At 63.2% G+C, this 12,418-nt stretch carries 13 protein-coding genes; 6 read left to right on the forward strand and 7 right to left on the reverse strand.

Annotation, left to right across the window (positions count from 1 at the left end; genetic code table 11):
* Window positions 1-117 precede the first annotated feature (117 nt).
* Window positions 118-738, forward strand: a complete 621-nt coding sequence (locus tag ASD64_RS09030; RefSeq protein WP_056103920.1) for a glutathione S-transferase family protein — start codon at window positions 118-120, stop codon at window positions 736-738.
* Window positions 739-999: 261 nt separating this feature from the next.
* On the opposite strand, the gene ASD64_RS21375 is transcribed toward ASD64_RS09030, so the two are convergent.
* Complete coding sequence (locus ASD64_RS21375; RefSeq protein ID WP_156460087.1) at window positions 1,000-1,146, reverse strand: hypothetical protein; 147 nt, start codon at window positions 1,144-1,146, stop codon at window positions 1,000-1,002.
* 270 nt (window positions 1,147-1,416) lie between these two features.
* Here ASD64_RS21375 and ASD64_RS09035 point away from each other — a divergent pair, with 270 nt between their 5' ends.
* On the forward strand, window positions 1,417-2,292 hold the full coding sequence (locus ASD64_RS09035; protein ID WP_056103923.1) for a Ku protein: 876 nt from the start codon (window positions 1,417-1,419) through the stop codon (window positions 2,290-2,292).
* Between the two features lie 18 nt (window positions 2,293-2,310).
* Window positions 2,311-4,791: a DNA ligase D gene (ligD, locus tag ASD64_RS09040; protein WP_056103926.1), complete on the forward strand. Its 2,481-nt coding sequence runs from the start codon at window positions 2,311-2,313 to the stop codon at window positions 4,789-4,791.
* Window positions 4,792-4,798: 7 nt separating this feature from the next.
* Here the strand turns inward: ligD and mbfA are convergent, their stop codons facing one another.
* Window positions 4,799-5,782 carry an iron exporter MbfA gene (gene mbfA / locus ASD64_RS09045; protein WP_056103929.1) on the reverse strand — a complete coding sequence of 328 codons (984 nt, stop codon included), beginning with the start codon at window positions 5,780-5,782 and terminating at the stop codon, window positions 4,799-4,801.
* 179 nt (window positions 5,783-5,961) lie between these two features.
* Between mbfA and ASD64_RS09050 the strand changes: the two genes are divergently transcribed.
* Window positions 5,962-6,282 carry a hypothetical protein gene (locus ASD64_RS09050; protein WP_056103932.1) on the forward strand — a complete coding sequence of 107 codons (321 nt, stop codon included), beginning with the start codon at window positions 5,962-5,964 and terminating at the stop codon, window positions 6,280-6,282.
* Window positions 6,283-6,334: 52 nt separating this feature from the next.
* Here ASD64_RS09050 and ASD64_RS09055 read toward each other — a convergent pair whose 3' ends face one another.
* Window positions 6,335-6,754, reverse strand: coding sequence for a hypothetical protein (locus ASD64_RS09055; RefSeq protein WP_056103935.1), 420 nt, complete (start codon window positions 6,752-6,754; stop codon window positions 6,335-6,337).
* Between the two features lie 231 nt (window positions 6,755-6,985).
* Here ASD64_RS09055 and ASD64_RS09060 point away from each other — a divergent pair, with 231 nt between their 5' ends.
* Window positions 6,986-7,978, forward strand: coding sequence for a threonine/serine dehydratase (locus ASD64_RS09060; protein WP_056103938.1), 993 nt, complete (start codon window positions 6,986-6,988; stop codon window positions 7,976-7,978).
* Between the two features lie 6 nt (window positions 7,979-7,984).
* On the opposite strand, the gene ASD64_RS09065 is transcribed toward ASD64_RS09060, so the two are convergent.
* From ASD64_RS09065 to ASD64_RS09080, 4 genes are all read right to left on the reverse strand, one after another.
* On the reverse strand, window positions 7,985-9,121 hold the full coding sequence (locus tag ASD64_RS09065; protein ID WP_056103941.1) for an ABC transporter permease: 1,137 nt from the start codon (window positions 9,119-9,121) through the stop codon (window positions 7,985-7,987).
* Window positions 9,122-9,251: 130 nt separating this feature from the next.
* The gene (locus ASD64_RS09070; RefSeq protein WP_056103946.1) at window positions 9,252-10,169 is read right to left on the reverse strand and encodes an ATP-binding cassette domain-containing protein; all 918 of its coding nucleotides are present in this window, start codon (window positions 10,167-10,169) and stop codon (window positions 9,252-9,254) included.
* A complete protein-coding gene (locus tag ASD64_RS09075; RefSeq protein WP_056103947.1) occupies window positions 10,166-11,119 on the reverse strand; it encodes an HlyD family secretion protein in 954 nt (317 codons plus the stop codon). The genes ASD64_RS09070 and ASD64_RS09075 overlap by 4 nt, the downstream gene beginning before the upstream one ends.
* Window positions 11,116-11,814, reverse strand: coding sequence for a CerR family C-terminal domain-containing protein (locus tag ASD64_RS09080; protein ID WP_056103950.1), 699 nt, complete (start codon window positions 11,812-11,814; stop codon window positions 11,116-11,118). Before ASD64_RS09080 ends, ASD64_RS09075 begins: the two co-directional genes overlap by 4 nt.
* A 102-nt stretch (window positions 11,815-11,916) precedes the next feature.
* On the opposite strand from ASD64_RS09080, the gene ASD64_RS09085 reads away from it, so the two are divergent.
* Window positions 11,917-12,390, forward strand: a complete 474-nt coding sequence (locus tag ASD64_RS09085) for a CYTH domain-containing protein (protein ID WP_056103953.1) — start codon at window positions 11,917-11,919, stop codon at window positions 12,388-12,390.
* Window positions 12,391-12,418 lie beyond the last annotated feature (28 nt).

The raw sequence follows: 12,418 nt of genomic DNA on the forward strand, positions 1-12,418 counted from the left end.
CGGGCGTCTTGCTGGACCGCTGAAAAAAGCGCCTTGGCGCAGGCTTCACGCGTTGAGGCGCGCCGGCTTTCGGCTACAAATCCTCCGGCCCGTGTAGCGCGGGCGGGGAGAATCAGCATGTACAAACTTTATACGCGTCCCGGCAGCGGCGGCTTCGTCGCCGAGGCCGCATTTCTTCTGGCCGGCGAACCGTTCGAGCAGATCAACGTTCCGAAAACCGACAAGCCCGAAGCCGCGTTTCTCGCCATCAGTCCGCTCAATCAGGTGCCTGTGCTGTCCTTGCCGGACGGCCACACGATCACGGAATCGGTCGCCATCTGCATGCTGCTGGCCGAGCGCCATCCGAAGGCGGGTCTCGCGCCGCAAGACAGCGCCCCGGCGCGGGCGGATTTCCTGCGCTGGATGGCCTTCATGACGTCGGCCATCTATCCGGCGGTGCTGCGCTTCTACTATCCGCATCGCTACTCGGCCGATGACGGCGCGAAGGCGGGTGTCAGGAAGGCAGCCATTGCCGAACTCGACCGCGACTTCGCCGTTGTCGACAACGCGCTGGCCGGGCGTGAGTGGCTGGCCGGCGATCGCATGACCATTGCCGACGTCTATCTTCTGATGCTGTTTTCCTGGCACCCCGAAGCGGATCGGGCAAGGCAGGCGTTCGCCAATGTCGAGCGCCTGTGCACCGGATTGCGGGATCATCCGGTGCTGGCAAAACTCAATGCCAGCCACGAGATGTGGTGACACTTGGAGCGCGTCCCGATCTTTCAGATTCGCTGACCGCGCTTTTGGTATTCGTTTGCCCGAAACAGGTTCCCACTTTCGGGCGACATGCAATAACGCTCTTACGTGTGTGATCTGAAAGGCGGCGGGCAACTGCCCGCGCCGGTGCGCTGGCCTTAGTGGCGGCGCGAGGCGGCCGGTTGTCCCTTGCGATAGGTGGTCGCGCGGGTATCCAGAGCCGGCTTTGAAATGCGGGGGCCGTGACGGCTTTCAGGCAGCATGTCAGTGCGTGCCGAAGCCGAGTTGGTGATTGCGGCGAGCGCAAGCCGGGCCTGGGCCGCGCATGTAGTAGCGCTCAGGCCGATAGGTTGGCGCGATGAACTCGCGCACGGTGGCGGCATAGCCGCGTAGATGGTTCAAGATAGTCATTTTAGTCCAGTCCCTGTCCCGAACTTCGGAGTCCCTTCCGAATTACGGACACCATAGCGCCGAGGCGTGAATAGTCGGTGAACGCTATGTTAACTTTCGGTCGAAACCGCCTCGCTTCGTGGCGGGATTGCGGCTGATTCGGGGTCTTTTCATGCCTTTCGTCGGCATGTTTAGCGATGTGCCATTTGCGTCACACGAGCGTGGCCGGAACAAGCGGCTCGTTCGCCCGTTGTTGGCCCACGACAGTCGGGAACCCGGGGGAAGTATGTCATGGCGCCACGCCCCGCTTGGAAAGGCTATCTCAAGCTCTCGCTCGTGACCTGCGCGGTGGAGTTGACCAACGTGGTCACCCATGCCGAGCGCATTTCCTTCCGTGTGCTCAACCGCAAGACCGGCAATACGGTCAACCGTGTCTACGTCGATGCGGAGACCGGAAAGCCGGTTGGAGATGGCGACGAGATCAAGGGCTACGAGGTCGATGACGGCGACTTCGTGCATATCGAGGAAGAAGAGATCGAGGCGGTTCGCGTCGAATCCTCGAACATGATGAGCCTCGACGGTTTCGTCGACAAATCCTCCATCCAGCAGATCTATCTCGACACGCCTTATTATCTCGCGCCGGCCGACAAGGTGTCGCTCGATGCCTTCGCCGTCATCCGCGACGCCATGGCGGCCAGGAAGAAAGCGGGTTTGGCGCGCATCGTTTTGTATCGTCGCGAGCGTCCGGTGGTCATCGAACCCTTGGGCAACGGCATGGTGCTGACCACGCTGCGTTACGACAACACGGTGCGCCAGCCCGACACGGTGTTCGCCGATATCAAGCCGGTGAAGACCGACACGGAAATGATCGAACTTGCCGAACACATCATCGACAAGAAGGCCGCGCGCTTCGATTCGTCGGTCTTCGACGACAAATATGAAGAGGCGCTGCTCGAACTGATCCGCGCCAAGAAGGCCGGCCGCAAGGCGCCCAAGGCAAAGGCTGCGCCCAAACCTTCCAATGTCGTCAATCTGTTCGAGGCGCTGAAGCAGAGCATTGCCGCCGACAATGACGACGCAGCGACATTGGCGAAACCCGCCAAGGCATCGAAGCCCAAGGTAGCGGCGCCGAAGGCCAGGCCGGCTGCCAAAAGCAAATCCGCCTAGGCGCGGTCTGCTCTGACCATGGCCGCTCTCAAGGAATACCAAGCCAAGCGCGATTTTTCGAAGACCGCCGAGCCTGCCGGCAAGGTGGTGCACAACGAGCGGCCGGACGTAGGCGGCATTTTTGTCATCCACAAGCATGCGGCCACCCGTCTCCACTACGATCTGAGGCTGGAGCATGACGGCGTGTTGTGGAGTTGGGCCGTTACGCGCGGTCCGAGCCTCGATCCCAACGAAAAGCGCCTTGCCGTCCACGTCGAGGACCACCCGCTCGACTACGCTCCGTTCGAAGGCACCATCCCGAAGGGCGAATACGGCGGCGGTTCGGTCATCGTCTGGGACGAGGGGCGGTGGGTGCCGGAGTATTCTCCCGCCAAGGGCATGAAGAAGGGCCATATCGAGTTCGAACTCGACGGCCACAAGCTCAAGGGCAAATGGCATCTGGTGCGGCTCAAGCCACGAGCGGGCGAGAAGCGTGACAACTGGCTGCTGATCAAATCCGACGATGCCTTCGCCCGTCCGGGCGAGGACATATTGGAGGAGGAGACGCATTCGGTGAAATCCGGCCTCACCGTCGAGGAGGTCGGCGCCGGCAAGACCGTCAAGGGCAGCAAGCCGAGGGTCTGGCATTCCAACAAACCGGCTGGTGGCAAGGCGCGCAAGGAACGCAAAGAACTGGGTTTCATCGAACCCCAGCTTGCAACGCTGCAACGGCAGGCGCCGGGCGGCACCGATTGGCTGCACGAGGTGAAGTTCGACGGCTATCGCATGCAGGCGCAGATCGTTGGCACCGATATGCGTCTCCTGACCCGCAGCGGGCTCGACTGGACTGGACGGTTCGGCCCCGAAGTCGTTGGCGCGCTGGGGGCGCTGAAATGCAAGGACGCCATCATCGACGGCGAGATCGTGGTGCTGGGCGGCAACGGCGTCTCCTCGTTTGCGCTGCTGCAGGCCGACCTTTCGGCCGGCCGCTCGGACCGCTTTGTCTACTACGCGTTCGACCTGATGCGGCTCAACGGCGAGGATTTGCGCGACGAACCTGTGGTCGAGCGGAAGGCTGCATTGCATAAATTGCTGGCCGGCATGGGCGAGGATTCGCCGGTGCGCTTCAGCGAACACTTCGTCGAACCCGGCCGGGTCATGCTCGAGCATGCCTGCCGCATGGGGCTGGAAGGCGTGATCTCCAAACGCGCCGATGCCCCCTATCGCAGCGGGCGCTCAACCGCCTGGGTCAAGTCGAAATGCATTGAGCGGCAGGAGTTCGTCATCGGCGGCTATTTGCCTTCCGACAAGACGGGAAGGGGTTTGAAATCGCTGCTGGTCGGCTATCATGAGGCTGGCCATCTGAAATATGCGGGCCGGGTCGGCACCGGCTTTTCGTCGGGCGTAGCCGACGATCTCAAGGCGCGGCTGGGTAAGCTGAAGGCCAAAAACAGTCCTTTCCATGCCGCCGTGCCCGATGCACGGCAGGCGATATGGATCGAGCCGGAACTCGTGGCAGAGGTTGAATTCCGAAGCTGGACCGCGGACCGCATCCTGCGCCATGCTTCCTTTCAAGGACTGCGCGAGGACAAGCTAGCGGAGGAAATCGTGCAGGAAGCGCCGAAAGCCGCGAAACGCCCAGCAGGCAGGAAGGCCGCAAAGGCGGTAACCTCCGTCACGCTTTCCCATCCCGACAAACTGCTGTGGCCAGACGAGAAGGTGTCAAAGCAGGCTCTGCTCGACCACTATGCGCTGGTGTGGCCGCGCATGGAGCAATTCGTGGTCGACCGGCCGCTGGCGCTTGTGCGCGCGCCCGATGGGGTCAACGGCCAGCGCTTTTTTCAAAAACACGCCTCGCCCGGCATGAGCGACAAGATCCTGCGCTCGCACGATCCGGAGGACAAGGAAGAGATACTCTACGTTCGCGATTTCGACGGCATCGCAGCCCTTGTGCAGATGGGCGTGGTCGAGGTCCATGTCTGGGGCTGCAAGGTCGAGGAAATCGACACGCCCGACCAGATCGTTTTCGACCTCGATCCCGACGAAGGGGTCGCCATGGACCGGGTTCGCGAAGCCGCGCTCTCGATCCGCCAGCGTCTTGAGGAACTGTCGCTTGCGACCTTCGTCAAGACATCGGGCGGCAAGGGCTACCACATCGTGGTGCCGTTGAAGCCGACGGCCAGATGGGATCAGGTGAAGGGCTTCTCCCACGACTTTGCCCGCGCCATGGAGCAGGCCGAGCCGGAGCGTTTCACCGCCACGCTGTCGAAAAAGGCGCGGACCGGAAAGATTTTCATCGACTACCTGCGCAACGGCCGCGGCTCAACCACGGTCGCCCCCTATTCGTCGCGGGCCAAGACGGGCGCCACCATCTCGATGCCGGTCACATGGGCCGAGATCGAGAAAGGCATTGCGCCCAATGCCTACCCGCTTGGCGGCAAGACGACATTGCAGCGTCTTGACGCCGACGACCCCTGGCAGGATTTCTTCAGCAAGGGCAAGCCGCTGAAGCTGCGCTGAAGCTGCCTCAGGCGTTGCCGATCAGCACGCCTGCCGCAAACACCAGCGCCCCACCCAGCACCACCTGGAAGGCGGCGCGCAGGAACGGCGTTTCCATATAGCGGTTCTGGATGAAGGCGATGGCCCACAATTCGAAGAACACCACGATTGCCGCCACCGTGGTCGCGGTCCAGAAGTTCGTGATCAGATAGGGCAAGGCATGGCCGAGGCCGCCCAGCGCCGTCATGACGCCTGAGGCGATGCCGCGCTTCAGCGGCGAGCCGCGTCCGGACAACTTGCCGTCATCGGATGCGGCTTCCGTAAAGCCCATCGAGATACCGGCGCCGATCGAGGCAGCGAGGCCGACCAGGAAGGTCTGCCAGGTGTCATGCGTGGCAAAGGCCGCAGCAAAGATCGGTGCCAGCGTCGAGACCGAACCGTCCATCAGTCCCGCCAGTCCCGGCTGCACATAGGTCAGGATGAACTGCCGGCGCTCGGTGGCGGCTTCCTCGTTGCGCACCGCACCCGGCACATGTTCCTGCTCCAGTCTTTGCGCCAGCCTCTCATGGCCTTGTTCGGCAGCGGCGAGGTCGCCCAAAAGCTTGCGCGTCGAGGCATCGGAAGTGCGCTTGGCCGCCTCGACATAAAACAGGTGCGCCTGCCGCTCCATGTCCTCGGCCTGGCTGCGCACCTTGTCGATGCCAAGCGGCCTGACCAGCCAGTCCGGCTTGCGCTCGTAGTAGCCTTTCACATGCTCGCGCCGGATCAGCGGGATACGTTCGCCGAAGCGCTTGCGGTGCAACTCGATCAATGCGGCGCGATGCCCGTCCTCTTCCGCCGCCATCGCCTCGAAGACCTTGGTCGACTGCGGGAAGTCCTTTTCCAGCCCGTCGGCATAGGCGCGGTAGATGCGCGCATCGTCTTCTTCCGAAGAGATGGCCAGAGCCAGGATTTCCTGTTCCGACAAGGAAGAGAACGGGCGCCGCCCAAAACCGAACACGCGAGAAAGCATGAGCGTTCCAATCTAGTTTAGAATTGTTCTAAACTAGATTGTGCGCCGCAAGAGGTCAATCGCGTCCGGGAAATCGACCGTCAGAATTATTGAACGGCAAATCGAATCGGGGCTCTTTTTATCGGTGAACGTTTGCCTATATGGATGCCTTCTGTAGAACTCCCCCGGAAGGCACCGACATGCACAAGGAGCACGTAAACGCGTTCGATCCGAAGCCGCTGCTGGACCTGATTGCCTCCATCGAAGCGGACCTGCACCGCCTCAAGGGCATGGTCGAGCAGGAGGTGGAGAAATTCGACCCCGCCAATCCGCACAACAAGACGTCCGATGGCAAGTTGACCACGGAGGGCGTCGAATGCTGCTACCGAATGTTCGATGAGGGCAAGACGCGCTATACGGTCGCGCAGCAGATGAAGATCTCGTTCGCCGCCGCGACCCATCGCTTCAACGCGTGGCGAAAGGCGGGTGGTGCCAAGCGCCAGCGCGAATTGCTGGGATGAAACTGCTGGCGGGGCATCGGATACGGCGCCCCGCCGCAAGCATGGTACGCCGTCAGCGGTAGAGCGGGCAGCTTCTGTCCCAGCGGCCGAAGCTGACGACGACACGCTCGCCGTAGCGCGAGCGGCCGCTGACATCGATCGTGCGCCGGCCGACGTCGACGATGCGTGCGCGCCGGATCCCCATCCTCTCGGCTTTGGCCACGGCACGCTGCGGCGCGCATTCGCGCCGTGCCCAGCCCCGATCGTCGGGACGCCGGTCGTAGTAGCGCCGATCGTCATAACGACGGTCGTCATATCGCCGATCCTCACCGCGGCAACGCTCGCGATATGGGTTGCAGTCGTCTCTCATGAGCATCCTCGGTCCGTCCGGACCGAGTTGCAGTTCAAGCGTTTCGGCTTGCGCGACATTTGCGGCAGCACCTGCCAGGGCAAGCGTCGCCGCAATCAGGGCGGTTTTCAGTATGTTTCGCATTACAAGGCCTCCTGTCGGGACCATAACGACGCCAGAGCGATCCGGTTCAAATCAGCTTTGACGATTGCCCCGAAATAGTTGGTGAGTGTCCCGCCTTCGTCGCCTCAGGACGCGACGATTGCGGCGCCTTGATGGTTGCGATCGTAAAATTTCATTGGTGCAGGTCGCCGTTTTGCGGGAATGGTAAAGAACAAGGCCTTTTAGTTCGTCACCACGGCCTGGGGTTCTGCCATGACCGCCACCTTTTCCGCCGGCTTGCCCGGCATTGCCGATATCCGCCGTGCCGCGCAGCGCCTTGCCGACCTTGCGGTGCGCACGCCGATCGTCGAGTCGCCGGCCCTCAACGAGCGCTTCGGCGGCCGGGTGCTGTTCAAGCCCGAAGTGCTGCAGCGCACCGGTTCGTTCAAGTTCCGCGGTGCCTACAACAAGATCTCCGGTCTCAGCGAGGAGGAGCGCGCGCGCGGCATCGTTGCCTTTTCGTCCGGCAACCACGCGCAAGGCGTCGCTGCTTCGGCGGCCCTGTTCGGGGCAAAGGCTGTCATCGCCATGCCGTCGGATGCGCCGCAGGCCAAGGTCGGCAACGTGCGGCGCATGGGTGCCGAGGTCGTCCCCTTCGATCGCTTCCGCGACAGGCGTGAGGATGTCGTGCAGCCTTATCTTGATCGCGGCATGGTTCTGGTTCCGCCCTTTGACGATCCGGCCATCATTGCCGGGCAGGGTACGGTCGGCCTCGAAATCGTGGAACAGGCGGCGAAACTCGGCGTCAGTCTCGACGCGGTGGTGGTGCCGTGCGGCGGCGGCGGTTTGATCGGCGGCATCTCGCTCGCCGTCAAGGACGCGTCAGCCGCTACGGCGATCTGGGGAGCGGAGCCGGAACATTTCGACGACACCCGCCGCTCGCTGGAAGCGGGCCGGCGGGTCGCCAATGAACCCGGCCACGTTTCCTCCTGCGATGCCTTGCTGACCTCCGAGCCCGGCCTCATCACCTTCGAGATAAACCGCCGCAATCTTGCCGGTGTGGTTGCCGTTTCGGAGCAAGCGGTAGCCCTGGCCATGCGGGACGCCATGGCCCATCTCAAGCTGGTGGTCGAACCGGGCGGATCGGTCGCGCTTGCCGCTCTTTCTTCCGGCCGCATCGACTTGCAAGGCAAGTGCGTGGCGGTCGTGCTGTCGGGCGGCAATGTCGACTTCGATGTCTATTCCAGGATGATCGCTGAAGCCTGATCGCCGTCAATCCAGAGTTCGCCGGAAACGCAGCAGGGCAAAGCCCGCAAACAACAGCACGAAGCCGAACAGCCAGGCCACTTCGGTTGCGATCGCTGGAAATTCCGCGCCTTTCAGCATCACCGCGCGCACGATGCGCAGGAAATGGGTGAGCGGGAAGATTTCGCCCAGCCATTGCGCCCATACCGGCATGCCGCTGAACGGAAACATGAATCCGGACAAAAGGATCGACGGGAGGAAGAAGAAGAAGGTCAGTTGCATGGCCTGCATCTGGGTGCGCGAAACCGTCGAAATGGTGTAGCCGAGCAGAACCAGCCCCAGCACGAAAACGAGGATGGACGACAGCAAGAGCGGCAGGCCGCCGACGAAGGGGACGAAGAACAACAGCTTGGCCGCGATCAGCACCACCACCACCTGCACCGCGCCGACGCAGGCATAGGGCAGCACCTTGCCCATCATGATCTCCAGCGGGCTGGACGGCATGGCGAGCAGGTTTTCCATGGTGCCGCGCTCCGTCTCGCGCGTCAGTGCGATCGAGGTCATCATCACCATGGTCATTTGCAGGATGACGCCAAGCAGGCCGGGCACGATGTTGTACTGCGAAATGCCCTCCGGGTTGTAGCGCCGGTGCACCACCACATCGAGTTGGCCGCGCGCATTCTCGGCCGCGGCCGCTTGCTGGCCTTGTGCCCGCAGCAGCGCTTGGCCGGCAATCGTTCCCAGGGTCGAGATCGCGCCGCTTGCCACCGAAGGGTCGGTGGCGTCCGCCTCGATCAGGATTTGCGGCCTGTCGCCGCGTTCCACCCGTCGTCCGAAGTCTGCGGGAATGGTGACCACGAACGTCACCTCTCCGCTCGCCATCAGCGCATCCGCTTCTTCCTGGGTCTCGGCGATATGGTCGAAACGGTAATAGTTGGTGTTCTCCAGCGCCGACACCACGGCGCGGGTGTACTGGTCGTTGCTCATCGCCAGAAGTGCCGCCGGCAGGCTCTTGGGATCGTTGTTGATGGCGAAGCCGAACAGCACCAGAAGCATCAGCGGCACGCCGAGCATCATGGCGAAGGTTACGCGGTCGCGCCGCATCTGGATGAACTCCTTCACCAGCAGCGCATTCAGCCTCGAAAGGGAGAAATCACCGTTCATGGCAAGGCCTCGCGGTGGACAGCCCCTATGGCGCCGGCCTTGCGGCAGCGTTTCCTCTTCTCCGGGCGGGGGGAGAGGTGGTCCGAAGGGGCGGTGAGGGTGTGTTTCCCCAATCGAGCGACAATCCTCATCACATATTGTCCTTCGCACCGGCCATGAACTGGATGAAGACGTCTTCGAGGCTGGTTTCGCCAGCGGTCACCGTCACGCCGGGGTGATGCCTCTCCATCTCGGTGAGCGATGTTTGCAGCGCAGCCTTGTCGGAGCCCACCACATGCAGCGTCGCGCCGAACGGTGCCACCTGCTCGACGCCGGGCTTGCCGGCCAGCGCCGCGGCCACCCTGTCCAGCCGCTGCCCCTGCACCACAAACGTGGTCAGCCCGGCGTTGCGCACCACCTCGTCCACAGTGCCGGTGGCCAGCATCTTTCCGTAGGAGATGTAGCTGATGCGGTGGCAGCGCTCGGCCTCGTCCATGTAGTGGGTGGAGACCAGCACGGTCAGCCCGCCGCTGGCCAGCAGGTGGATTTCGTCCCAGAATTCGCGCCGCGCCTTGGGATCGACGCCCGCCGTCGGCTCGTCGAGCAACAACAGCTTCGGCTTGTGCATGATGCAGGCGGCCAGCGCCAGCCGCTGCTTCCAGCCACCCGACAGCGTACCCGCGATCTGGTTGCGCCGCGAGGTCAGGCCGAGGTCGGCCAGCGTATCCGAGACATAGGTTTCGACCGGCTGCAACTGGTAGAGACGCGCCACGAATTCGAGGTTCTCTCCGATGGTCAGGTCCTCGTAGAACGAGAACTTCTGCGTCATGTAGCCGACTTCGCGCTTGATCATCAGGCCTTCGGTGAGCAGGTCGTAGCCAAGCACGGTGCCGTCGCCCTCGTCGGGCGTCAGCAGGCCGCACATCATGCGGATGGTCGTGGTCTTGCCCGAGCCGTTGGGGCCGAGGAAGCCGACGATCTCGCCTTCGGCGACCGACATGGTGACGTGATCGACCACCGTCTTGTCGCCGAAGCGCTTGACCAGGCCGCGAACGTCGATGGCGTTCATTGGTCTGGATCCACCAGGGCGACATCGACGATCTGGCCCGGCTGCAGCAGCGTCGCCTCGCCTTCCGGACGCGCCTCGACCAAGTAGACCAGCTTCTGCCGGTTATCGAGCGAATAGATCACCGGCGGCGTGAATTCGGGATCGGGCGATACGTAGCTCACGCGCGCCCTCAGGTCGTCGGCGCAGCCGTCGCAGTGAATGGCAAGTTCCGAGCCGACCTTGACCGACGAAAATGCTTCCTGCGGCACGTAGACCGTAAGCTTCACCGCGCCGTCCGGCAGGATGGAAACCACAGGGGCCGTCGGCCCGGCCGTATCGCCGGCATTACGGATGATGTCGTTGACGCGGCCGGGGGCGGGGGCGGCGAGCGACCGCTTCGACAGCCGCCACTTCGCCTGCTCCAGCGCGGCCTCAGCCTGCTTGACCTGGCCGTTCGCCGCCTTGATCTCCTCGGGGCGCGCCGGCAGGCCGGCCACGGCGAGATTTGCCTCGCTCTGGCCGATCTGCGCCTCGGCCACTTCGACGGCGGTAGTCGCCTCGTCAAGCTGCGCCTGGGTGGCGATGCCGCGCTTGGCAAGGTCCTGCGTCCGCTCCAGCACTCGCCTGGCTTCGTCTGCCTGGGCATTGGCCGAGCGTACGGCGGCTTGCAGCACCGCGATCTCCTCCGGTCGCCTGCCGACCTTGAGGTTGGCAAGCTGGGCTTGCGCCTGCGACAACGCGGCGTCGGCTTGTGCGACGGCGATCTCGGCGTCGGCACTTTCCAAAGTCACCAGCGGGATGCTGGGTTCGACCCGGTCGCCGCGCTTCACGCTCACATCCTTGACCTGTGCCACCTCGATCGGGGCGAGCAGGACATAGTCGCCCTCGACATAGCCGACCGCCAGCGGCGGCGGCGCTGCGCAGGCTGAAAACAACTGCATGGCCAGCGGGACGTAACAGAAAAAGCTCATGTGTTTTCACCTTTTCGCGCCGCCAGGATGGCGCCGAGATTGTCGCGCATCACGCCAAGCACCTTGTCGGCCTCCTTGTCGCCGATACCGTCCCAGCCCATGCGCTTCAGCACTACGTCGCGGCCGATGCGGAAATAGACCACCTGTCCGATCAGCGTGAACACGGTGAGCCTGGTGCGCTCGCTTTCCGCCGGTTCGCCCGTCGCCTGTTCCCAGATCAGGCAAAGCCGCCGGTGCAGCGGCTCGAAGACGCCTTGGTAGATGCGGTCCAGCGCCGTGGTCGGCTGCGAGACCTCGCGCAGCATGAACTGGGCGATGTCGCCGGCCTCCGGCGTCACGACGAAGAACAGCACCATGCGCTCCAGCGTCGCAAACAGTTGCGCCCGCGCTGCCTCGGGATCGGCGTCCATGGCCGGTGCCTGCACGTTGCCGAGCGCCTGCGCGGCAATGGTCTGCACGGTCTCGACGATGTAGTCCGCCGCCGCCGCGTGCAGGCCTTCCTTGCCGCCGAAATGATAGGCGATGGAGCCGATATTGGCATTCGCCGCCGCCGCGATTTCGCGCGTCGAGGTGCCCTCGAAACCCTGCCGGCCAAACAGCTTCAGCGCGGCCCGGATCAGCGCTTCGCGCGTCACTTCCGCCGGTGAGGGGGCCGCTTTGCGCCGGCCCGACCTGACATTGGCTGCTTTCGTCATGACGCATAATTTAATCAATCGATTGATTAAAGTCAATCATGCCCAGTTTAACTACCGCTGCTGCGGTTGATTTGGCTGACCGCACGCGCTTTAGTCCCGGCCATGGCCAAGGAAATAGAACGCAAGTTTCTGGTAAAGGATGCAGCGTGGCGCGCCGCCGCCGAGGCCAGCATCGCCATCGTCCAGTTCTATCTGGCGATTTCCGCCGAGCGCTCGATCCGCGTTCGCATTTCCGACGGCAAGGCCGCCAAGTTGACGCTGAAATTCGGCAGCGACCTTTTGCAGCGTGACGAGTTCGAATATCCGGTGCCGCTGGCCGACGCCCGCGAGATGCTGGCCTTCGCCATCGGCACGGTCATCCGCAAGACACGCCATCACGTCCGCCACAAGAATTATCTCTATGAGGTCGACGTGTTCAACGGTGAACTCGACGGTCTCGTCGTCGCCGAACTCGAGACCGCCGACAAGGTGGCGGACGATCTGTTGCCCGCCTGGCTCGACCGCGAGGTCACGGGCGAACTGCGCTATTCCAATGCCTCGCTGGCCCTGAACGGCTTTCCGGAACGCGTGCAGTGATGAGGCATCCAATGTCTGAGGCGCGAGA

Origin of the sequence: Mesorhizobium sp. Root157, assembly GCF_001427385.1 — a bacterium.
Lineage (GTDB): Bacteria > Pseudomonadota > Alphaproteobacteria > Rhizobiales > Rhizobiaceae > Mesorhizobium.

What these genes read in the sequence shown, in the direction of transcription:
- ASD64_RS09060 (WP_056103938.1), top strand. Translation starts at nt 6,986, where the DNA reads ATGACCGCCACCTTTTCCGCCGGCTTGCCCGGCATTGCCGATATCCGC.
- ASD64_RS09035 (WP_056103923.1), top strand. Translation starts at nt 1,417, where the DNA reads ATGGCGCCACGCCCCGCTTGGAAAGGCTATCTCAAGCTCTCGCTCGTG.
- ASD64_RS09085 (WP_056103953.1), top strand. Translation starts at nt 11,917, where the DNA reads ATGGCCAAGGAAATAGAACGCAAGTTTCTGGTAAAGGATGCAGCGTGG.
- ASD64_RS21375 (WP_156460087.1), bottom strand. Translation starts at nt 1,146, where the DNA reads ATGACTATCTTGAACCATCTACGCGGCTATGCCGCCACCGTGCGCGAG.
- ASD64_RS09080 (WP_056103950.1), bottom strand. Translation starts at nt 11,814, where the DNA reads ATGACGAAAGCAGCCAATGTCAGGTCGGGCCGGCGCAAAGCGGCCCCC.
- mbfA (WP_056103929.1), bottom strand. Translation starts at nt 5,782, where the DNA reads ATGCTTTCTCGCGTGTTCGGTTTTGGGCGGCGCCCGTTCTCTTCCTTG.
- ASD64_RS09050 (WP_056103932.1), top strand. Translation starts at nt 5,962, where the DNA reads ATGCACAAGGAGCACGTAAACGCGTTCGATCCGAAGCCGCTGCTGGAC.
- ligD (WP_056103926.1), top strand. Translation starts at nt 2,311, where the DNA reads ATGGCCGCTCTCAAGGAATACCAAGCCAAGCGCGATTTTTCGAAGACC.
- ASD64_RS09075 (WP_056103947.1), bottom strand. Translation starts at nt 11,119, where the DNA reads ATGAGCTTTTTCTGTTACGTCCCGCTGGCCATGCAGTTGTTTTCAGCC.
- ASD64_RS09030 (WP_056103920.1), top strand. Translation starts at nt 118, where the DNA reads ATGTACAAACTTTATACGCGTCCCGGCAGCGGCGGCTTCGTCGCCGAG.
- ASD64_RS09055 (WP_056103935.1), bottom strand. Translation starts at nt 6,754, where the DNA reads ATGCGAAACATACTGAAAACCGCCCTGATTGCGGCGACGCTTGCCCTG.
- ASD64_RS09070 (WP_056103946.1), bottom strand. Translation starts at nt 10,169, where the DNA reads ATGAACGCCATCGACGTTCGCGGCCTGGTCAAGCGCTTCGGCGACAAG.
- ASD64_RS09065 (WP_056103941.1), bottom strand. Translation starts at nt 9,121, where the DNA reads ATGAACGGTGATTTCTCCCTTTCGAGGCTGAATGCGCTGCTGGTGAAG.